Raw genomic sequence first — 21021 nt, 5'->3', positions numbered from 1 at the left:
GAGACTCGCGATCGTGATCCAACGAGAACAATCAGCAGGCGTTGGGGGTCGTGCTGCCGCCGTCGACGATCCAGCGGGACTGGGTCGGGAGGACGCGCATCTGGTCCAGCCAGCGCGTCGGAGTGCTGCTCGGCAGCACCGAATGGCCGCGGGCGTTGACGGTGCGGGCGGCGGTGGTGTCGTAGCAGGCGCTCACGATCACGCCGCTGGACGCGAGGGTGCGCTTGGCCCAGATGACCTTCGTCAGGCCGGTGTTGTGCAGCCGCTTGGCGCGGAAGTACCTCGCCTGGGCGCTGATCGCGGCGAACATCCGCGGCGTCATCACGGGCTGCAGTTGCTTCGTCCTGGCGCCGCCGCTGCGCATCATCGCGTCGAGCGCGACGCGGTAGTCGTAGTACGCGTTGACGACCGGGTCGATCGGGGTCGCCGCGCCGACCTCTTCGGTCAGGGCGGTCTTGGCCGCCTTCTGCGCGCCGGGCGTCGAGACGCCGGACGCGGTGTCGGTGCCGCAGCCGGTGAGCATCAAAACCGGGATCAGCGTGGCGGTCAGCGCCAGGTTCCGAGTGCGCATGGTGTCCGATCCTCCTGTTGGACGCGGCATTGCCGCTCGTGCCGTCCCGGCACCCCAGGTGTGCAGCGAGCGAGCCGCGCACGCCGGTCGGCACTGACCGTGTAACGTGAAAACACGGACCGTGGTCACTGTGACCTGGATCACAGTAGGAGCGCGACGCACCCCCTACCCCGGTACTGGTTCGGGGTTGGCTCCTCGGCTGGATGTGCCGGCGGGGCCTGATTTCTAGTCTCGATCTCAAGACTTGAGACCGAGGAGAGATCATGACGGACACACTCGCCAACCAGCAGCACCAGCCGAATCGACCGCTATCCGGGCAGCCTCAAGGGCAGCTGCAGGGGCAGCTGCAAGGCCCACGGACGCAGGAGAGTCCGCGCCGACGGGCCGGCAACCAGCAGTCCACGCGCCTCGGCCGGCTGGTGCGTTCAGTTGGGTACGACGCGGCCCTGCTGCCCGTCGGCGTACTGACGATGGTCGACGGGCTCCGGGGAGACCCGAAGCGGGCTGGGTGGCGCTGGGAGCGGCTCGTGATGTTCCTACGCCCCGCGCGCCGGCCAGATACCTACGAGCCGACCAGTCGGAGCGCGCCAGGTCGGACCCGGACGCTCGGCCTCGGGCTGCTCACCGTGGTGCTGGGGGCGGCAAGCCTGTTCCTGCTGTTCATGCTGACCCTGACGATCGTGCGTGGCCCGTTCTGGGGCTTCGTCGACCACGGTCCGGTCGGGCCGGGGACCTGGGGCGGACCGACGCGGGCCGGAGCCTGGCTGGTGCACGGCGTACTTGGTGTGGTGGCCGCTCCGGTGTTCTTGCTCGCGCTGCGGGGGATGACGGCGCTGCACACCCGTCTGGTGCGGCCGCTGTACGGGCTGGCCCGTCGCCGGTGGGTGCTTCCGGCAAGCATCGTGGTGGCGGCTGGGATGGTGTTCTTCTTCTGGTCCTGGCTGCAGCAGGTCTGAGCCGGCGGGGACTAGGGTCCAACAGTGACCACTCAGCGCAACGGATGGCCGCGTGGCCGATGGGCCTGGGTCGCGGGAGCCGGCGTCGCGGTGCTGCTGTTCCTCACCCAGCTCGATCTCCGCCAGCACTACGAAGTACAGCTCGGTACGGTGCTTGCGCTCGCTTTGGCGCGGGCCTTGTCGCTCAGCCTTGCGTGGCTGCGGCCGCGAGCCGCAGTGGTCGTTTCGCTTGTCACCGCAGCTCTCACTGCTGCGGTGACGACACCTGTGAGTTCCAGCGAGCCATGGCCGTGGGGGACGTCGGCGGCCTTCGGGCACACGTTCGTGCTGGCGATCGCTGGGGCGCGTGGCCTCAGTCGTCGGGAGCAGGCCGGCTGGTGGGTGGCGACGCAGGCACTGGGCCTGGTTGCTACTGCGATCGAGCCGGACCGCGGTGGCTGGCCCGGCCTGCTGACCATGGCTCTGCTCTCGGCCGTGGGGGTCGTCGTGGGCGACCTGATCCAGAGCCGGCGAGAGACAAACAGGAGGCTGGCCGAGCAGGAGACCATCAGCCGCACCGAGCGGGCCGAACGCGAACGGCTGCAGGAGCGAGCACGCATTGCTCGCGAGCTGCATGACGTCGTCGCGCACCACCTGTCGGTGGTGGTGGTCCGCGCCGACAGTGCGCCGCACAGGCTGGCCGACGTACCGGCAAGCGTCCAGGAAGAGTTCACGGAGATCGCCAGTGCGGCACGGGCCTCGCTGACTGAGATGCGTCGGGTACTGCGGCTGCTGCGCGAGCCGCTCGAGCAGCCACCGATCGGAGAGCTCGGTCCGCAGCCCGGACTGGACCAGCTCCGGGAGCTCATCGTCAGCACGAGTCAGGCGGGTGCGGACGTTCGGCTCGAGAGCGAGGTGCCGACCGGGTTCGATCCGGCGGTCGAGCTCACGGCGTACCGCGTGGTGCAGGAGGCGCTGAGCAACGCCGTACGACACGCACCCCGGTCGGTCGTGACAGTCGCAGTCAAGGTGGTCGGTCAGGAGCTGGAGGTCACTGTGCAGAACAGTCGACCCGCAGCGAACCAGCCGGCCGCACCGGGCAGTGGACACGGGTTGGTGGGAATGCGGGAGCGCGTGGCGCTGGTGGACGGGACCATGAGCGTTGGACCGACCCCCGAGGGCGGTTACCTGGTGCAGGCCTACTTACCAGTGGAGAAAGAGTGACTGTCAGGGTGATGGTGGTTGACGACCAGGAGATGGTGCGGGCCGGGTTCAGCGCACTGCTGGCCGCGCAGCCTGACATCGAGGTGGTCGGCCAGGCGGGAGACGGACTGGAGGCGGTCGAGCTGGCAGCGCACGTCAAGCCTGACGTCATCCTGATGGACGTACGGATGCCGAACCTGGACGGTCTCGCCGCCACCCGCCGCATCCTCGCCGGCACCACCCCTGGCGAGCCACCCCGCGTCGTGATGCTCACGACCTTCGACCTCGACGACTACGTGTACGCCGCTCTCCGCGCCGGCGCGAGCGGCTTCCTACTAAAGCACTCGACCCCGGACGAGCTGGCCGCAGCGGTGCGGATCGTCGCCGCCGGTGACGCGCTGCTGGCGCCGTCCGTGACCAGGAGACTCGTGGAGGACTTTGCCCGCGTGCAACCTGTCGTACCGGTCAAGCCGGTGCACCTGACGCCACGAGAGACCGACGTACTGCGGCTGGTCGCGCGGGGACTGTCCAACAAGCAGATCGCGGAGGAGCTCGTGCTGGCCGAGCAGACGGTGAAGACTCACGTCAGCAACATCCTGACCAAGCTGGACCTGCGGGACCGGGCTCAGGCGGTCGTGTACGCGTACGAGTCCGGTGTGGTGGTCCCTGGACCGAGGAGGTAGCTGCATGGACACCCTGGAACGCGTCCGCGGCCTGTGCCTGGCGTTGCCCGAGACGACCGAGCGGCTGAGTCACGGTGAGCCCACGTGGTTCGTGCGGGACAAGAAGACCTTCGTCATGTACGCCGACCACCACCACGACGACCGCCTGGGCGTCTGGATGGCCGCACCGCCGGGTGTGCAGGAGTCGCTGGTCGCTGAGGACCCGGAACACTTCTACCGGCCGCCGTACGTCGGCCACCGCGGCTGGCTCGGCGTCTACCTGGACGTGGACGTCGACTGGGGCCACTTCGAGGACCTGGTCGAGAGTGCCTTCCGGCAGATCGCGCCGAAGACCCTGATCGCCCGGCTCTAGTCGTCCAGCGGACCAGGGGTTTGCGGGAGTCGAGCCAAGCTCATACTCCACGCTGCAGCATTCGACGGGGTGTCCCAGTCCCACTCCAGCACCTGCGACGCGCTACGTCGTCCGAACAGCGCCCGGAACAGCTCGTACGACGAGGTATGGGCCACCGCGGTCGGTCCGTCGGAGCCGGCTTGGTACGTGCCGTCCGGGGTGATGACCGTCAGCTGTCCGGGCTCGTCCAGGAACCAGTCCAGCGTCGCGAGCCAGGCCTCCCGGGTTGGTCGACCGGACTGGATAGCACCGTGCAGGTCGGCCTCGTGCACTGACGCGTCGACGTACGGGTTGCAGACCAGCGGGTGCGACGTCGTACCGCCAACGATCACCTGCTCCAGGGCTGGACCAGTCGTTGACCACTCGTCCAGGACCTCGTCGATCGACAGGTTGCGGCGGGTCTGGACCTGGACCGCGGTCCAGGGTGGTCGTGGTGCACCGGCGAGGTTGCCCGCGACGAAGTCGGCCGCGACTCCGGTCAGGTGCGAGACCAGGTCCTGCACACTCCACTGCGGACAGGCCGGAACCTGCTTGTCCAGGTCGGCCTCCCCAAGGCTTCGGACCGCCGCCGTCATCCGCTCACGGCTGTCGCGGTACAGCCCCGCACTCGTGTTCGCGTCCATGAGTTCCTCCTCGTCCCACCCTTGTCCACAGCATGACGAATGAAGGCCCTCCGGATCGACAGTCTTGTGATCGAATGTGGTCATGCACCCACGCGCAGGCCAGCCCGCTCAGCCCGAGGACCTCGTCGACGTCGACGCGCTGCTGAAGGCGTACGACGACCTGACACCGGACGTCTCGAACCCGGCGCAGAAGGTCGTCTTCGGTACGTCGGGCCACCGCGGCTCGAGCCTGGACGCCGCCTTCAACGAGGCGCACATCCTGGCCATCACGCAGGCCGTCTGCGAGTACCGGGCCGGCCAGGGGACGACCGGCCCGCTGCTGGTCGGCCGCGACAGCCACGGTCTCTCGGAGCCGGCCTGGCGCACCGTGCTCGAAGTGCTCGCGGCCAACGACGTCGAGTTCCTGGTCGACAGTGCGGACCGGCTCACGCCGACCCCGGCGGTGTCGCACGCGATCCTGCGCCTCAACCGCGGCGCGGGCGCCGACGCGGACGGCATCGTGATCACGCCCTCGCACAACCCGCCGCGGGACGGCGGTATCAAGTACAACCCGCCGCACGGCGGTCCGGCCGACTCCGACGCGACCAGCTGGATCGCGAACCGGGCCAACGACCTGATCGCGGCCGGTAACCGCGAGGTACGGCGGACGCCGTTCGAGCGGGCGCGTCAGCAGGCCGGGTCCTACGACTTCATGGGCCACTACGTCGACGACCTGCCCTCGGTGCTGAACCTGGACGCGATCCGCGCGGCCGGTGTGAAGATCGGCGCGGATCCGCTGGGCGGTGCGAGCGTGGACTACTGGGCCGCGATCGGCGAGCGGCACGGGCTCGACCTCACGGTCGTGAACCCGCGGGTCGATCCGGCCTGGTCGTTCATGACGCTGGACCACGACGGCAAGATCCGGATGGACTGCTCCTCGCCGTACGCGATGGCTTCGCTGGTCGCGCAGCGGGACAGGTACGACGTCGCGACCGGCAACGACGCGGACGCCGACCGGCACGGCATCGTCACGCCGGACGCCGGACTGATGAACCCGAACCACTACCTCGCTGTCGCGATCAACTACCTGTTCGCAAACCGGCAGTGGGGTCCGGACGTCGCGGTCGGCAAGACGCTGGTGTCGTCGTCGCTGATCGACCGGGTGGTCGCTGACCTTGGCCGGCGGCTGTGGGAGGTGCCGGTCGGGTTCAAATGGTTCGTGCCTGGTCTGGTCGACGGCTCGGTCGGTTTCGGTGGGGAGGAGTCCGCGGGGGCGAGCTTCCTGCGCTTCGACGGCACGGTGTGGACGACGGACAAGGACGGCATCCTGCTGGCGCTGCTGGCCAGCGAGATCACCGCGGTGACCGGCGAGACGCCGTCGAAGGCGCACGCCGAGCTGGTCGAGCGGTTCGGTGCTTCGGCGTACTCGCGGGTGGACGCGCCGGCGACCCGCGAGGAGAAGGCCAAGCTGGCCGGACTGTCCGCGGACGCGGTCACGGCCACCGAGCTGGCGGGGGAGCCGATCGTGGACCGGCTGACCAAGGCGCCGGGCAACGGCGCCGCGATCGGTGGGCTGAAGGTGACCACCGAGTCGGCGTGGTTCGCGGCCCGGCCGTCCGGGACCGAGGACCTCTACAAGATCTACGGCGAGTCCTTCAAGGGCGCCGACCACCTGGAGCAGGTCTTCGCCCAGGCCCGCGAGGTGGTCTCGGCAGCGCTCGCCTAACGGACGAAGGCGTCCAGCAACCGGTCCAGATCCGCAGCGGGATCGTTGGTGATCCCACTGTGGATAGGGCTGGGGTGCACGACGGTACTGCGCGGCGCCGCGAGCCACCGGAACCGCTCACTGATCGTGGTCGCCGCCGCAGGCCCGCCCGCCGGATCACCCGCGCACACCGCACGGATCTGATCCAGCGACGCACACACCACGTCAACGTCGACGTTGGGGTCCAGGGCTTTCAGGCGCTCCGGCTTCACGTCCCAGCCGGCGCCCAGGTAGTCGAGTCCGCGGCAGTACAAGACCGCGCCGACGTTGATGAATTCACCGCGCTGGATCCTCGGTGCGGCGCGCAGGATCACGTAGTCGAAAGGCACCAGATTCATCGGGCACCTCCCGGCAGCCAGGCGGCACGCTGATCCAGCCGCGCTAGCAGATGCCCGAGGTATCGCTCCCGATCGCCCTCACCCAGCCACACGTCCGGCACCAGTGCGATCACTTCCTCGAGCAGGTCCGGCGTGATCGCCGCAGCCAGCTCGGCGTCGACCTTCGGGACGTCAGCAGCAGCAATCGAGAACACATGATCGGAGGCGTCGTACGGCAACGAGGCGAACTTCTCGGCCGGCATCCACGAGTGGTGGAAGTAGAGCGCGGCGCCGTGATCGATGAGCCACAGGTTCTTGTGCCAGACCAGCAGGTTGGTGTTCCGCCACGACCGATCCACGTTGGCGACAAAGGCATCCAGCCAGAGGATTCGGGCCATTCCTTCGTCACCAGGGTTGCCGGCCGACCCGTCGTACCCGAACGAGCCGGGGAGGAAGTCGACCGCGAGGTTCAGTCCTGCGCTGCGGATCAGCAGCTCCTGGATCTCGAAGTCCGGCTCGGACTTGCCGATCGCCGGGTCCAGCTCGATCAGCTTCAGCTCCGGCACCCGCAGCCCGAGCCGCCGGTACAGCTCGCCGACGATCACCTCGGCCACCAGCGCCTTCGGCCCCTGGCCGGCGCCGTGGAACTTGATCACGTACGTGCCGAGATCGTTGCCCTCGACAACACCAGGCAACGACCCACCCTCCCGCAACGGCAGCACGTACCGGGTCGCGGTGACAACTGGCAAACTCACGGCGAGAGCCTAGCTGGATTAGCCTCCGGGTACTGGTCCAGGGTGAATCAACCGAAGATCGGGGTCGAGGAGGAGCTGCTGCTCGTCTCGGCCACCGGTGAACCCCTGCCGCGGAACAAGAAGATCGTCGACGAGCTGGGCGACCAGGACATCACGCTCGAGCTGACCCGGGCACAGGTGGAGACGAACACCCCGGTGTGCTCGACGACGGATGAGCTGCACCAGTCCCTGTCCGACATGCGTTCGGCGCTGGCGGTTGCGGCGGCCGACGAAGGCGGGCGGCTGCTGGCCACCGCGGTCCCGCTGTACGGCAAGCCGTCGCAGCTGGTGACGAAGAAGCCGCGGTACCTGGAGATGGAGGCGCGGTACGGCCAGCTGGCCCGGGAGCAGGCGGTATGCGGTTGCCACGTGCATGTCGACGTACCGGACAAGCATGCTGCCATCCGGGTGACGAACCACCTGCGGCGGTGGCTGCCGGCGTTGCTGGCGCTGACCGCGAACTCACCGATCTACCTGGGCCAGGACACTGGGTTCGCCAGCTGGCGCTGGATCATGTGGTCGCGCTGGCCGTCCGCGGGCGCACCGCCGTACCTCGAGTCCGTTGAGCACTACGACGCCCTGGTGGCCATGTACCTGGCGGCTGGGAGCTTGATGGACGAGCAGATGGTCTACTGGGACGCTCGGCCGTCCTCACACCTACCGACGATCGAGGTCCGGGTCAGCGACGTGCCGCTCACTGTGGACGAGACAGTGCTGCTGGCGACGCTCGCCCGGGCGCTGGTGATGACTGCGCTCGAGGACGGGAGCCTGGGGCCTGAGCTGGAGCCGCAGATCCTGTCAGCGGCGTACTGGCTGGCTGCTCGGGACGGCCTGACGGCTGACGGGCTGGACGTCCTGACCGGTGAGAAGCAGCCGATGCGGCAGGTGATCGAGGACCTCCGCACACACGTCGAACCCGCGCTGCGCGACCTCCACTCGCTGACGATGGTCGACGCCGGCATCGAACGGGCGTTCCGCGAAGGAAACGGCGCGATGAAGCAGCAGAAGGTGTTCCGTGAGGGCGACGACCTCATCGCCCTCACGGAAGTCAAACCCTAAGCACGCAGGAAGTCCTCCAGGCCGTGCAGGTCGTCGGTGTTCAGGTAGTCGACTCCTGCGGCGGTGAGCTCGCGCCAAACGGCCTCGCGGGCGGCGCCAGGGGTGTCCGGGGTTTCCCAGAAGCGGACCTTGTAGCCGGCGTGGTGTGCGGTGACGACGATGTCGTGCAGCTTCGTCTTCTCCGCCTCCGGCATCGGGCCGATACCGCGCCAGGTGAAGTTCTTCGACCAGTTGTCGCTGACCAGCGGCATCAGCGACGCGGGCATCCCCGAGTTCAGGTCGCTCAGGCGGCCGTCGTACCCGGCGTACCGGATCTTCTGCGCTTTCAGGTCGTCCAGCGGCCGGTTCCCGCTGATCACGGACGTGACCGCGCCCTTCACGACCCGCCCGTTGACGAACCGAGTGCTGATCCCGCGGTACTTCGCCAGCGCCTGGTCGACCGCGGCGTACGTCGACGGTCCGTCGCTCTTGATGTCGATCAGCAGTTGGAAGTCGCGGCCGTGCTGGTACACCTGCCCGTGGTTCGCCCGGACCCGGTCAGCCAGCGGCTTCAGGTACAGGCTCTCCAGGTTGCGACCCGCCTTGGCGTCGGCGAGGTCGTGCGCGACCCGCAGCTCACCGTCGACCAGCCACACGTCCGCCTCGACGCTGTTGAACCCGCGGTCCAGCGCGTCCACCAGCGGCCGCCGGTGCTCGTAGTCGTTGTGCGCGTGCGCCGAGGACAGCGGCCGGACGGCGGGAGCGTCGTACGCCGTCGGCAGCCGGAGGCCGTTGGCGCGGACAACGTCCCGGACCCGGTCGGGGTAGTCGCTGATGATTCCGTCGACGCCCTGGTCGATGAACCACTGGATCGTCGCCGGGTCGTCGACCGTCCACGGGATGACCTTCAGGCCGGCCTTGTGTGCGGCCGTCACGGTGTCCTTGGTGAAGTACGGCCGGAACGCCGGGTCGGTGATCTTCCCGCCCTGCGGGAAACCGTCCACCGGCGAGATCGCGGAGGCGCCGAACGACTTGACCGCCTTCAGCGGGTCGCCGCCGAAGTCGTCGATGTCGATCCCGCCCAGCCACGGCGACTTGCCGGGCTTGCCGACCTGCAGGAAGTCGAAGTTGTCCAGCGCGACCAGCGGCAGCTCCGGCATCACCTGGCGCATCCGCATCAGCGAACCCCAGTCGAAGCTCTGGATCGTCACCTGCCTGGCGATGTGCGCCTTGCGGATCTCGCTGGCGACCACCTGGACGAACTGCTCGCGCGGTGCGGTCTCGGACGGTGCGCCGGCCTCGACCTTGGTCTCGACGTTCAGCTTCACGCCGTACGCGTGGTAGCGGTGCACGAGCGCGAACACGTCGCGCAGCTCGGGCATCCGGGCGCCCGGGTCGGGCTGCTGGCCAGGGAAGTTCGCCAGCGGCAACGAGCCGCAGTCGAGCTGCTTGACCTGCTTCAGGGTGAGCGTGTTGATGAACTTGCCGACGTACGGGTACTCCGGGTCGTCCGGCGTGTACGGCGCGGTGTCGCGGCACTTGCTCCCGGAGACCTGCCGGTCGTGGGTGACGACGGCGTACCCGTCCTGGGTGATCTGGACGTCGAGCTCAAGCGTGCTGACGCCGAGCTCGAGACCGTGCGAGAACGACGTGATCGTGCTCTCCACGGTCAGCCCGAGACCACCGCGGTGGCCCTGGATGTCGAAGTCGGCGCGCCGGGCAGCGGCCGGGGCGGCCGGAAGCAGCAGTCCGGCGATCAGCGCACACGGCAGCAAGACGCGAGGAAGGCGGCGCATAAGGGGTGGTCCCTTCCGGAGGGGTTGTGGGCGGACGTCCTCGAGGCTTGCCGCCCCAGGGATCCTTGTGCCTTCGTGAAGGTAGCCGGTAAAAGGCCGACGCGTGACCGCCGCGTGTCGTAACTCAGCTACGGAACCGAGCTGATCTGCCGCACGGACCGGCTCTCTGCGATCACCCGCCCGTCCTTGAACGCCGGGTCCAGCGTGCCTTCGGTCCGACGGACGAGGGTGAGGTCGACCAGGCACGTCGTCGCCGCCTTGCCCGGACCCGGCGTCGCAGTCGTCGAAGTTGTCGCAGTCGTCGTGGTCTTCGCGGCCGTGGCAGTGAGCGAGCCGGCCGGGATGGTCCCGCTGACCCGGCCGGCCTCGAACCCGATGCTGCCGGACTCGATGCACGGGCCGGACCAGATCACGACCGTTCCCCGCTCCGACGGCAGGCTGTCGAACCTGATCGGGATCGCTCGCCGGCGAGAGTACGTCGTACCGGCCGCCGGAGCGGTCAGCCGGACGCGCTCGGGCAGCTTCACCGTCGACTTCGGCGCGGACGCGTTGTCGCCGCCACGCTGCAGCCCGAGGGTGATCTCGGTGCCCGGATCGAGTACGCCGTCGAGCTGGGCGCTGTACTGCGTGACACCGGCGGCGCGGTGGCGCTTCAACTCCGCGGATTTGCCGCCGCCCGACGCGGTGAGCTTCTCGTCGTTGCCCAGCTCGATGAAGGTCAGGCTGCCGACCCGCAAGGTGGCGCTGGCGTCGATGGCGTCACCGGTATCGGGCAGCGTCACCGTCAGGTCCGCGGTGATGCCGCTGGTGCGGATGTCCTTGGATTCGACCGTGGAGCATCCGGCAAGGACCAGAAGCACGGTGAGGGCAGCAAGTCGCTTCACAGCCAGCGAAGCTAGCAGCGCCGGGGTCTACCGCTCGTGCGTAGAACTACTCGTACTGCAGCGCCTCCAGCGGGTTGAGCCGCGCCGCCCGGCGGGCCGGCCAGATCGCCGCGAAGATGCCGACCACGACCGCGACCACGGCGAAGATCGCCAGCTGGGCCACGGGGACGGTGAACGAGATCTCGTCCAGCCGGGCGGCGAGCAACGCGGCCAGCAGCAGACCGAGAACGATCCCGATCACCCCGCCGATCAGCGCGGTGATCACGCTCTCCTGCCGGATCATCCGCTTCACCTGACCCCGGGTCAGGCCGATCGCGCGCAGCATCCCGAGCTCGCGGGTGCGCTCGAAGACGGTCAGTACCAAGGTGTTCACGATGCCGAACAAGCTGACCAGGACCGACAGCGCCAGCAGGACGTAGAGCACGTTGAGCAGGCTCTTGATGTTGTCGGTCTGCGCCTTCTTGAACTGCTCGATGGTGACGCCCTTGGCGTTCGGGAACGGCGCCAGGGCAGCGTTCAGCGCGGCGGTGTTCGCCGCCGTCACACCGCCGCGCATGGTCAGGAAGGTGTAGATGTTCTGCGGCTGGGGAGTCGCGGAGTCGAACGTGGCCGCCGAGATCGTCACGTTCCCGAACGGCGATCCGCCCGCGGGCGGCTTGAAGATTCCGCGCACCTGGAACGGGAGCTGCTTCCCGGTCACCATCTGCAGGGTGAACGTCGAGCCGAGGCTGAGCGAGTGCTCCGCGGCGTAGTCGGCGTCGACGATCGCGCCGTCGGGTTCCAGCTGGGACAACGACGCCTGCGATCCGGCCTGCCAGTCGAACCTCAGCAACTGTGGCGCGGTCCGGTCGATGGCGGTGATCGGGATCGTCTTGTCGAACGCCCGCGCCTGTCCGCCGCGGACGCTGGTCACCGCGCCGACGGTCGGTACCTTCGCGGCCGTGGCGGCGACCGTCGGCGGCAATGGGCTGAAGTTGTTCTGGGCCGTGATCGCGTAGTCCGAGCTGGAGATCCGGTCGACCGCGTCCTCGAACGGTTTGATCAGCCCCGCGCCCAGCGTGGCGACCAGCGTGACCAGCGCCAGCCCGATCATCAGGGCCGCCGCGGTCGATGCGGTCCGGCGCGGATCGCGCCGGCTGTTCTGGCCACCGATCGCCACTGCGGGCCGGTCGGGAAGTACCCGCGGGAACTCGGGCTGCCGTCCGAAGAGCCGGCGCAGCGCCCACAACGGGACCAGGACGACCGGCCAGATCACAGCGGTCAGTACGACGACCGACCAGCGCGCCACCGGGTCGGAGAAGGCTGCCAGCGGCCGGACGAGCCGGGCGGAGAACGTGGCGATCCCGATGAAGAGCAGCAGCACCCCGGCGCCCAGCAGCGACAGGAGCGTGCTCGTCTTCAGGCCGTGGGCGAACAGGCCGACGAGGACCAGCGCGATGCCGGCGGCGGCGAGCAGCGCGGCACCGGCCGGGCGGAAGCGGTTCAGCCGCCCCGGCACCAGGATCGCGCCTTCGCGGACCGCCGCGATCGGCGGCACCCGGGTCGCCCGTACCGCCGGCCGCAGGCTCGCGAGGACCGTGACCAGGACGCCGACGACCAACGCGACGACGATGGTCCGGTTGCGGAACACCAGGCCGTTGTTCGGCAGCGTGAAGCCGATCGCGTCGAACAGCTTGAACAGTCCGGTCGCGATCGCGAGGCCCAGGAACAGGCCGATCGCCGCCGCGACCAGGCCGGTGACGAGCGCTTCCAGGACGACCGAGCCGAGGATCTGCCGGCGGGACGCCCCGAGGGTGCGGAGGGTGGCGAACTCGCGGGTCCGCTGCGCGATGGTGATCGACAACGAGTTCGCGATCACGAACGAGCCGACGAACAACGCGATCGCGCCGAACACCAGCAGGAACGTCTGCAGGAAGTTCAGGAAGCTCGTCGTACCGGCGGCGTCCTCGGCGGCCTGGTCCGCGGCACTGCGGACCTGGGTCCCGGCGGGGAGGACCCGCTGGACCGCGTCGATCAGCTGCTGCTTGCCGGTGCCGGACTTCGCCGCGATCAGGATCTGGTCGAGCTTGCCCGCCTTGTCGAACAGGTGTTGCGCCGTACCCAGGTCGAATCCGGCCAGCGTCGCGCCACCGATCGACGACACCGCGCCGAACTCGACCAGGCCGGAGATCCGCATCCGCTGCAGCGGTCCGCGCGCCTGCACACCGATCTCGTCACCGGCTCGGAACCCCTTCTTCTGCGCGGTCTGGGTATCGATCACCACCTCGCCGGGCGACGGCCAGGAACCCGACACCAGGGTCAGCGAGTTGAACTGGGGTAGCGCGGGGTCGACGCTGAACCCGAGGTTCGGGGCACCGCCGAAGACGATCGCCTTGCCGTCCTTGCCGATGAGTTGCGCCTCGCCGCTGACCGCTCCGCCGGCCGCGCCGACCTCGGGCAGGTCGCGGACCTTCGGCAACAGGCCGGCCGCGAACGGCGGCGCGGTCACGGTCCCGTCCTGGGACGCGTCGAACGCGGTCTTCCCGGTGATCGCGGCGTCGGTGTTCTTGTAGTTCTGGGTGAAGATCGAGTCGAACGCGGACGTGATGGAGTCGGTCAGGACGTAGGTCCCGGAGATCAGCGCCACCCCGAGGACGACGCCGATCGCGGTCAGCGCCGTGCGCAGCTTGCGGGCCAGCAGGCCCTGCAACGCGAACCTGATCACTGCAGGTCCAGCGTGTCGATGATCTGCAGGATCTCGTGCTGGCTGGACCGGCCGGTCTCCTTCACGATCTCGCCGTCGGCGAGGTAGAGGATCCGGTCGGCCATCGCGGCCGCCTTGGCGTCGTGGGTCACCATCACCAGCGTCTGGCCGTACTCCTCGACCGAGGACCGCATCAGCGCGAGGATCTCGGCACTGGTCCGGGAGTCGAGGTTGCCGGTCGGCTCGTCCGCGAAGACCACGGTCGGCCGGGACACCAGTGCCCGCGCGATCGCGACCCGCTGCTGCTGGCCGCCGGACAGCTCGGCCGGCCGGTGGGTCAGGCGGTCGGCGAGGCCGACGCGCTCGACGAGCCCTTCGAAGTACCCCGGATCCGGCTTCTCCCCGGCGATCGTCAGCGGCAGCAGGATGTTGTCGCGGGCGGTGAGCATCGGCAGCAGGTTGAAGAACTGGAAGATGAAGCCGATGTGCCGCCGGCGCAGCTTGGTGAGCGCGTCGTCGCCGAGCGTCGTGATTTCCGTGCCGCCGATCTGTACCGAGCCCGAGGTCGGGCGGTCCAGCCCGGCGAGGATGTGCATCAGCGTCGACTTGCCCGACCCCGAGGGCCCCATCACCGCGGTGAGCTGTCCGGCCTCCATCTGCACCCCCACGCCGCGCAGCGCCTGGACCGCGGTGTCGCCCGCGCCGTACACCCGCACGAGGTCCTCCGCCTGGACAACCTCGGTTCCGATCCCCACCATGCCGACCATCGCCCCTCCCGACGAGTCAGCGGCCCCCAGCCGTTCCGTCAAAGTGCTTCGAGTCTGGCCGCGATCCGGCTTGAGCGACAGGGGGTTTACCCGGAGTGGTCCCTGATCAGGGCCACGGGGGTGGGAGATTGGTGGTGCCGGACCGGGAAGCGCCTCACGGCGCGTGGCCGCTCGTAGCGGCTAATTTTGGGACCCGGGGCTTGCACCGGCCCGACACCTCGAACAGTGTAACGGGTGCTCAAACCCCTTGTCTTGTAGGGATCTCGGGCCACGAGACCTATAACACCGGAGTGCGCCTTGCGCAACTACCAGAGTTGTCCGGCGCGTTCCGCGCGCGCCGCGGTCTGCAGCTGGTCAGCGGTCTCGACCAGTTTGGACGCCGACAGCACCCGGTCGTGCCCGTCCTCGGCCAGATGTGCCCGTCCGGTGGCGACGATCCGCGCGAACGCGGCCGCGCGGTCCAGCGTGGTGGCGAAGTCCCCGGTCGCGACACCCCGCAGTACCGCGTCGATCATCTCCCGGACCTCGGCCGGTCCGGGTGGTTCGGCGACGCCGGCGATCACCGCATGGACTTCGGCGTACTTGCGGCCGGTGGCGAACTCGCGGGACACCTCCTCGGCGTTCGAGTGCACCCAGGAGCGCAGCAGGTACAGCCGCCAGAGCGAGCCGGGCAGCGAGTCCGGGGACGCGTCGGACCAGAGCTCGGCCAGCTCGTCCAGACCGTACTCGTCGGCCAGCTTGACCACGCGCGCGTGCACCTCGGTGTCCTCGGACTTGCGGACGCCACGCACCAGCAACTCGGCCGTGCGGTGCGCGGCCTCGCTGACGGTCGCCGGGTCGTTCGCGCCGGGCAGCGACTCGAACAACTTGTTGCCCGGCAGGATCGGTCGGCGCGGGTTGGGGGTGGTCACGGCCTCCATGGTGCCTGATGCGCTCCGGGCTCGCATGCCGAGCCGGGCAAAACCCGTTGCGGGGTTTGATGTACTTGGGGCCGTGATTCCTCTCGACACCTCGCCGGCAGCGCTCGCGCTCCGGGCCGCGTACGACCAGCAGATCCGTTCCCGTCCGGGCAGCGCGAACGGCGGCAGCGTCGAGCGCGTCGGTCCGCTGATCCGCAAGGTCGGCTTCGAGGGCGACGGTTTCGTCCAGTACCTCGGTGGCTCCGAGGATACTGACGGGGCCGAGCTGGACCGGCTGATCGCCGACCAGGTCGAGTACTTCGCGAAGCTCGGCGTGAAGTTCGAGTGGAAGTACTACTCGCACGACCTGCCGGCGGACCTGCCCGAGCGGCTGACCCGAGCCGGGCTGGTTCCCGACGAGGAGGAGTGCCTGCTGATCGGCGACGTCGCCGAGCTCACCTCCGAGGTCGTCGTACCGGACGGGATCCGGCTGCGGGAGATCACCGCGCGCGCCGACCTGGAGCGGATGCAGGCGATGGAGGAGGAAGTGTGGGGTTACTCGCACGCCTGGCTTCCGGATGCGCTGTCCGCGGCGATCACGGACGACGACCCGGCCGTTGTGGTCGTGGCCGAGACCGACGACGGCCGGATCGTGTGCGGTTCGTGGATCCGGTTCCACACCGGGACCGAGTTCGGTTCGCTGTGGGGTGGCTCGACGTTGCCGGAGTACCGCGGCCAGGGGATCTACCGGGCCCACGTCGCGTATCGGCGGAATCTGGCCGTCGAGCGCGGGTACCGCTACCTGCAGGTCGACGCGTCCCCGGACAGCCGCGGCATCCTGGCTCGACTCGGGCTGCGGCCGGTCTCGGTGACCGTGCCGTACATCTGGACGCCGCCCGCCTGACCCCGGAGTCAGTACGCTCGCTGTATGGCAGGTGCAACAGGAGGCAGCGGCGGCCGGATCGCGAAGACCGTGGTCAAGTACGGCGTGCGCTACGGCCCGCTGATCGTGGAAGCGGTCAAGCACGGGCGCGAACCTGCCCAACAGGCCGTCCAGGCCGCCTGGGCCAAGCGAACCGCCCGGCGCAAGGCCGTTGAGCACGCCCTGACCGTCCGCGACGGGTCCCTGCTCAAGGTGATCAAGGACGGCCAGGCGATCTTCTTCGTGTTCTCCGGCGACGCGATCGTGACGACCTATCCGACCGTCGCCCAGAGCGCCTACCCCGAGCTCCTCCGCCACTCCGACCTGGACAAACGCGAGTCCGGGGCCGCACTTGCGGCACAGAAGGCACAGAAGCCGAAGCTCCCCACGCACCTGCCGCGGGTCCGCCGCAAGCGTTGACGCCCGCGTAACATTCCGGACCCGCCCGGGCAACAGGCCGCACGCACAGTGGAAGCACGTTTTCACGAGGGAGGGCGTCCGCATGCTCTGGAAGATCAGGACCGAACTCGCCGACCGGCCCGGTGCACTGGCCGAACTTGCTGCACGCTGTGGTGCGGAAGACATCAACATCCTGAGCCTCGAGGTCTTCACCGCGGAGACCGGGGCCGTGGACGAGCTGGTCGTCTCCACCAGTGTCGGCTGGACCGCTGACGACCTGACCGCCCTCGCCGCCGAGGCCGGGTGTCTGCGGACAACGGTCCGGCTGTGCCAGGCCGACGTACTGAGTGACGGACCCACGCGGTACCTGCGGGCGGTGCTGCGGCTGCTGGACGACCCGATGTCCGTCGACGAGGAGCTGGGCAACCTGCAAGGGTTCGACGAGTACACACCGGCCGAGTGGGCCCGGGCCGACGTCCTCGTCGAGATCGCCGGGCGGCTGGCGGAGCGGGGTGAGGTGATCGACGGGCCGCGGCCGGGGAGCGGCGTACCGGAGCTGCGGACGGCGACTGTCGAGGACGCCGGGGCGGTCGTGGCGATGCACGAGCGGTGCTCGTACGAGACGCGGACGCGGCGGTACCACGTGCCGATGGCGAAGCTGACCGTGCGGACGGCGCGGCACCTGTCGGCGCCGGCCGGGGGAGTGTCGATCGTGGCGTGTGTCGGCGACGCGGTGATCGGGATGGCGACCGCGGCTCCCTGGGACGAGCTCGGGAGTGCGACGATGGAGGTCGCCGTACTCGTCGAGGACGGGTGGCAGCGGCAGGGGCTCGGGCTCCGGTTGCTACGCCAGGTGATCGCCGAGGCCCGCGCGCTCGGGGCCGATCGGGCCGTCTGCGTCGTACAGCCCGACAACCACGCGATGCTGCGGACGCTCGAGCGGCTGCGGATGCGTTCCCGGGTCGTGCGCGACGGCGACAACCTGATGGCCACGGTCGCGCTGTCCGCGGAAAGCCTGTCGCATGCGGTGGATCGGCCGCCGGTGCAATATCGTCGGACCCGTGCCACCCCTTCCCCCCGGCCGCAATCCGCACGGACTGCTGGTCAACCTGCCCGCGAGCACCCGCTCCCCGCTCTTTCAGCTCTTGAGCCGCTTCCTGGTGGCGGTGGGGCTGCTGGTCGTGATGGTGCTGATCGTGGTGGTCGACCGTGACGGGTACAAGGACAGCTACGACGGCCACGTCGACCTGATCGACAGCATCTACTATGCCACGGTCACGCTCACCACGACCGGGTACGGTGACATCACACCGGTCACCCCGGCGGCGCGGTTGGTGAACGCCTTCGTCGTGACGCCGTTGCGGATCGCGTTCCTGGTGGTTCTGGTCGGCACCACACTGGAGGTGCTGGCCAACGAGGGCCGCCGGGTCATGCGCGACACGCGCTGGAGGAAACGGATGAAGGACCACACCGTCGTCGTCGGGTACGGCACCAAGGGCCGCTCGGCCGTGCAGACACTGATCAGCAACGGGGTGAAGCGGGACAGCATCGTGGTGATCGACCCGCGCGCCCAGGCGATCGGTGACGCGGGCAACGATCAGATGGCCGCGTTCCACGGCGACGCGACGAACCGGACCGTACTGCGCCGCGCCGAGGTGATGTCGGCGCGCGAGGTGATCGTCACGACCGACCGGGACGACTCGGCGGTGCTGGTCACGCTGGCGGTGCGCCAGCTCAACCCTGGTGCGCATGTCGTCGTGGCGGTCCGCGAGGAGGACAACGTCCCGCTGCTCCGGCAGAGCGGTGCAGACGCGGTGGTGACGTCCTCCGAGGCCGTCGGCCGGCTGCTGGGCCTCTCCGCGGTCAGTCCGAACCTCGGTGAGGTCATGGAGGACCTCCTGACGTACGGCGAGGGTCTGGAGGTCGCCGAGCGGCCCGTGCTCGGCCGTGAGGTCGGCAAGCCGCCCTCCGCCGTACCGGACCGGGTCGTCTCGGTGGTCCGCGACGGCAAGGTGCACCGGTACTACGACTCGAACGTGTCGGTGCTCGCGGCCGGCGACAAGCTCATCGTCGTCCGCCCGGCCAAGGAGACCCCCTGGGCCGAGCGCCCAGGCGCCGACGAGACCGACGACTGAACCTTCCGCCGCACCAGCCGCGTGCATAGAGTCGAACTGCCTGGGGGCCGAAGCGCGGCAGGGGGCAGTCATGAGGTGGAGCAGAGCGGCCGGGATGGCCGGCATCGCGGCGCTGATGTGTGCGGGGCTGACCGGGGTGCAGGGTCAGGCCGCGGGTGGCGGGTGCGTGTCTGCGGAGAGCGTCGTCCAGGCCCGCGGCGGGCCACGCGAACCGGATCTCGGTCAGGTCGTGGAGGATCTGCCGGCCGCGGCGAAGGGCCGGGCGGGGGCCGGATTCAGGGCGACCGTGCCGGTCTACTTCCACGTGATCACCGACGGTTCGACCGGTGCGCTCACGACGGCGCAGATCGAGGCGCAGATCGCCGTACTCAACAACACCTACGTCGGCGGTGAGGGCGGAGCGCGCACCGGCTTCAGCTTCCGGCTGGCCGGGGTGACGCGCACCGACAACGCGGCGTGGTTCCACCTGAAGCCCAGCGGCACGGACGAGGACAGCATGAAGCGGGCGCTGCACGTCGGCGGCCCGGGCGACCTGAACCTGTACTCGATCACCTCGGACAGCCTGCTCGGGTGGGCGTACCTCCCGGACATCGTCACCAAGCCAGGCCGGACGTACCTCGACGGCGTCGTCATCAACTGGGAGTCCGTCCCGGGTGCGTCGACGAGGTTCGCGGGCCGGTACGACCAGGGCGAGACCGCTACCCACGAGGTCGGTCACTGGCTGAACCTCGAGCACACGTTCTTCGGCGGCTGCAACGCGAAGGGCGACTTCGTCGACGACACCCCGGCGGAGAAGACACCGACCAGCGGCTGCCCGGCCGGCAAGGACACCTGCTCGGCACCGGGCCTCGACCCGATCCACAACTACATGGACTACTCGTACGACTCCTGCTACACCCAGTTCACCCCGGGCCAGGCCCAACGGATGGCCGACGCCTGGTTGTTCTACCGCGCGTGAGCTCTTGCGTCCTGACGGAAAGCCTTGAGGGGTACGTCGGGGCGCTGCACGATCCCGGGTATGACTGGGGCCGGTACGTTTCGGGCGGCGTTCGACGTACCGGAGTTTCGTGGGGTGTGGGCCGGGGAGGCGCTGTCGCAGGTTGGTGATCAGCTGGCTCGGGTGGCGTTGGCTGTGCTCGTGTTCGAGCGGACCGGGTCGGCGGCGCTGGCTGCGTTGACGTTGGGGTTGTCGTACACACCGGCGTTCGTCGGCTCGGCGCTGCTGTCCGGGCTGGCGGACCGGTTGCCGCGGCGCTCGGTAATGATCGCGTGCGACCTCCTGTGCGCGGTGCTGGTCGTGGTGATGGCTGTGCCGGGCATGCCGTTGGCGGTGGTGTGTACGGCGATGGCTGGGGTGGCGCTGGTGGGCGGGCCGTTTCGGGCGGCGCGGTTGGCGCTGCTGCCGGAGATGCTCGCCGGTGAGGCGTATGTGAGTGCGCTGGCGATCCGGAGCATGACGATCCAGGGCGCGCAGTTGGTCGGGTTTGCTGCGGGTGGTGTGGTGGTGGCGTTCCTCAGCCCGCGGGTGGCGCTGTTGGTCGACGCTGGGACGTTCCTGTGCTCGGCACTGATCCTGCGGGTGTTTGTACGGCGCCGGCCGGCCGCGGCGGGTGGTGTGCGCCGGAGCTTCTGGTCGTCGACGGCTGAGGGGGTGCGGGTGATCCGGTCCGTGGCTGGGCTGCCCGGGTTGTACGTGCTCGGCATGCTGGCCGGCCTCTACATCGGACCGGAGGGGCTGGCGGCCGCGTGGGTGTCCGAGCTGCACGCACCGGCCGCGACCGTGGGGCTGCTGATGGGCGCACCCGCAGCTGGTCTGGTGGTTGGCGCGTGGCTCTTCACCAGGTACGTCGATGCCGCGCGGCGGCCGGGGTGGACCGGGCCGCTGGCGGTGGCTGCTGGTGCGGTGTTGATGCTGTGCTTCGCCAGACCGCCGGTGGTGGTCGTCCTGGTGATTCTGGTGGTCAGCGGGATGTGCACGGCGTACCAGATCCAGGTGGGGGCGTCCTTCGGGCGGCAGACACCCGCGGAGAGTCGCGCGCAGGTGATGGGGTTGCTGAACTCCGGCGTACTGACCGCTCAGGGGCTTGGGGTGGTGTTGGCGGGGCTGCTGGCCGACCGGATCGGGGTGGCGCACACGGTGGCGGTTGCTGGAGCTGTGGGTGTTGTCGTCGCGCTGGGCGTCACGCTTCGTGCTGGCGCTGTGCAGCCGGTTGGTCGCTGACCGCTTCGCCTGGCTC

General features: G+C 69.3%; 21 protein-coding genes. 12 read left to right on the top strand and 9 right to left on the bottom strand.

Annotated features, from left to right (window positions below; genetic code table 11):
- Nucleotides 1-31: 31 nt before the first annotated feature.
- Nucleotides 32-571 (bottom strand): hypothetical protein, encoded by a 540-nt coding sequence (locus tag AB0E69_RS11355; protein WP_360142810.1) that lies wholly within the window; start codon nucleotides 569-571, stop codon nucleotides 32-34.
- A gap of 263 nt (nucleotides 572-834) precedes the next feature.
- Here AB0E69_RS11355 and AB0E69_RS11350 point away from each other — a divergent pair, with 263 nt between their 5' ends.
- The 4 genes from AB0E69_RS11350 to AB0E69_RS11335 are packed head-to-tail and all read left to right on the top strand — an operon-like array spanning nucleotide 835 to nucleotide 3744.
- A complete protein-coding gene (locus AB0E69_RS11350) occupies nucleotides 835-1527 on the top strand; it encodes a hypothetical protein (RefSeq protein WP_360142808.1) in 693 nt (230 codons plus the stop codon).
- 24 nt (nucleotides 1528-1551) lie between these two features.
- Entirely contained in the window at nucleotides 1552-2730 is a 1179-nt protein-coding gene (locus tag AB0E69_RS11345; protein WP_360142806.1) for a histidine kinase, read from the top strand.
- Entirely contained in the window at nucleotides 2727-3392 is a 666-nt protein-coding gene (locus AB0E69_RS11340; RefSeq protein ID WP_360142804.1) for a response regulator transcription factor, read from the top strand. The genes AB0E69_RS11345 and AB0E69_RS11340 overlap by 4 nt, the downstream gene beginning before the upstream one ends.
- A 4-nt stretch (nucleotides 3393-3396) precedes the next feature.
- The gene (locus tag AB0E69_RS11335; RefSeq protein ID WP_360142802.1) at nucleotides 3397-3744 is read left to right on the top strand and encodes an MmcQ/YjbR family DNA-binding protein; all 348 of its coding nucleotides are present in this window, start codon (nucleotides 3397-3399) and stop codon (nucleotides 3742-3744) included.
- Here AB0E69_RS11335 and AB0E69_RS11330 read toward each other — a convergent pair.
- Nucleotides 3741-4406: a maleylpyruvate isomerase N-terminal domain-containing protein gene (locus AB0E69_RS11330; protein ID WP_360142800.1), complete on the bottom strand. Its 666-nt coding sequence runs from the start codon at nucleotides 4404-4406 to the stop codon at nucleotides 3741-3743. The genes AB0E69_RS11335 and AB0E69_RS11330 overlap by 4 nt on opposite strands.
- A gap of 82 nt (nucleotides 4407-4488) precedes the next feature.
- Between AB0E69_RS11330 and pgm the strand changes: the two genes are divergently transcribed.
- The gene (gene pgm / locus AB0E69_RS11325; RefSeq protein ID WP_360142798.1) at nucleotides 4489-6111 is read left to right on the top strand and encodes a phosphoglucomutase (alpha-D-glucose-1,6-bisphosphate-dependent); all 1623 of its coding nucleotides are present in this window, start codon (nucleotides 4489-4491) and stop codon (nucleotides 6109-6111) included.
- Here the strand turns inward: pgm and AB0E69_RS11320 are convergent.
- Nucleotides 6108-6488, bottom strand: coding sequence for a DUF3037 domain-containing protein (locus AB0E69_RS11320; protein ID WP_360142796.1), 381 nt, complete (start codon nucleotides 6486-6488; stop codon nucleotides 6108-6110). The two genes, pgm and AB0E69_RS11320, sit on opposite strands and share 4 nt — an antisense overlap.
- The gene (locus AB0E69_RS11315; protein ID WP_360142794.1) at nucleotides 6485-7222 is read right to left on the bottom strand and encodes a HipA family kinase; all 738 of its coding nucleotides are present in this window, start codon (nucleotides 7220-7222) and stop codon (nucleotides 6485-6487) included. The genes AB0E69_RS11320 and AB0E69_RS11315 overlap by 4 nt, the downstream gene beginning before the upstream one ends.
- A gap of 42 nt (nucleotides 7223-7264) precedes the next feature.
- Between AB0E69_RS11315 and AB0E69_RS11310 the strand changes: the two genes are divergently transcribed.
- A complete protein-coding gene (locus AB0E69_RS11310) occupies nucleotides 7265-8320 on the top strand; it encodes a glutamate--cysteine ligase (protein ID WP_360142792.1) in 1056 nt (351 codons plus the stop codon).
- Here the strand turns inward: AB0E69_RS11310 and AB0E69_RS11305 are convergent.
- From AB0E69_RS11305 to AB0E69_RS11285, 5 genes are all read right to left on the bottom strand, one after another.
- Nucleotides 8317-10095 carry a glycerophosphodiester phosphodiesterase family protein gene (locus tag AB0E69_RS11305; RefSeq protein ID WP_360142790.1) on the bottom strand — a complete coding sequence of 593 codons (1779 nt, stop codon included), beginning with the start codon at nucleotides 10093-10095 and terminating at the stop codon, nucleotides 8317-8319. The genes AB0E69_RS11310 and AB0E69_RS11305 overlap by 4 nt on opposite strands.
- 128 nt (nucleotides 10096-10223) lie before the next feature.
- Entirely contained in the window at nucleotides 10224-10979 is a 756-nt protein-coding gene (locus AB0E69_RS11300) for a hypothetical protein (protein WP_360142788.1), read from the bottom strand.
- Between the two features lie 46 nt (nucleotides 10980-11025).
- A complete protein-coding gene (locus AB0E69_RS11295; protein ID WP_360142786.1) occupies nucleotides 11026-13683 on the bottom strand; it encodes an FtsX-like permease family protein in 2658 nt (885 codons plus the stop codon).
- Nucleotides 13680-14429 (bottom strand): ABC transporter ATP-binding protein, encoded by a 750-nt coding sequence (locus tag AB0E69_RS11290; protein ID WP_360142784.1) that lies wholly within the window; start codon nucleotides 14427-14429, stop codon nucleotides 13680-13682. Before AB0E69_RS11290 ends, AB0E69_RS11295 begins: the two co-directional genes overlap by 4 nt.
- Before the next feature lie 305 nt (nucleotides 14430-14734).
- Nucleotides 14735-15349: a hypothetical protein gene (locus tag AB0E69_RS11285; protein ID WP_360142782.1), complete on the bottom strand. Its 615-nt coding sequence runs from the start codon at nucleotides 15347-15349 to the stop codon at nucleotides 14735-14737.
- Nucleotides 15350-15422: 73 nt separating this feature from the next.
- On the opposite strand from AB0E69_RS11285, the gene AB0E69_RS11280 reads away from it, so the two are divergent.
- From AB0E69_RS11280 to AB0E69_RS11255, 6 genes are all read left to right on the top strand, one after another.
- A complete protein-coding gene (locus tag AB0E69_RS11280) occupies nucleotides 15423-16232 on the top strand; it encodes a GNAT family N-acetyltransferase (protein WP_360142780.1) in 810 nt (269 codons plus the stop codon).
- Between the two features lie 24 nt (nucleotides 16233-16256).
- On the top strand, nucleotides 16257-16670 hold the full coding sequence (locus AB0E69_RS11275) for a hypothetical protein (protein WP_360142778.1): 414 nt from the start codon (nucleotides 16257-16259) through the stop codon (nucleotides 16668-16670).
- A gap of 82 nt (nucleotides 16671-16752) precedes the next feature.
- On the top strand, nucleotides 16753-17862 hold the full coding sequence (locus tag AB0E69_RS11270) for a GNAT family N-acetyltransferase (protein WP_360142776.1): 1110 nt from the start codon (nucleotides 16753-16755) through the stop codon (nucleotides 17860-17862).
- Entirely contained in the window at nucleotides 17795-18784 is a 990-nt protein-coding gene (locus AB0E69_RS11265) for a potassium channel family protein (RefSeq protein ID WP_360142774.1), read from the top strand. Before AB0E69_RS11270 ends, AB0E69_RS11265 begins: the two co-directional genes overlap by 68 nt.
- Nucleotides 18785-18854: 70 nt before the next feature.
- The gene (locus AB0E69_RS11260; RefSeq protein WP_360142770.1) at nucleotides 18855-19742 is read left to right on the top strand and encodes a zinc metalloprotease; all 888 of its coding nucleotides are present in this window, start codon (nucleotides 18855-18857) and stop codon (nucleotides 19740-19742) included.
- Between the two features lie 60 nt (nucleotides 19743-19802).
- Nucleotides 19803-21005, top strand: a complete 1203-nt coding sequence (locus tag AB0E69_RS11255) for an MFS transporter (protein ID WP_360142768.1) — start codon at nucleotides 19803-19805, stop codon at nucleotides 21003-21005.
- Nucleotides 21006-21021 lie beyond the last annotated feature (16 nt).

This window comes from Kribbella sp. NPDC026611, from assembly GCF_040638345.1.
In the GTDB taxonomy this organism is placed as follows: domain Bacteria; phylum Actinomycetota; class Actinomycetes; order Propionibacteriales; family Kribbellaceae; genus Kribbella.
This window is presented reverse-complemented; position numbering and strand designations above follow the sequence as displayed.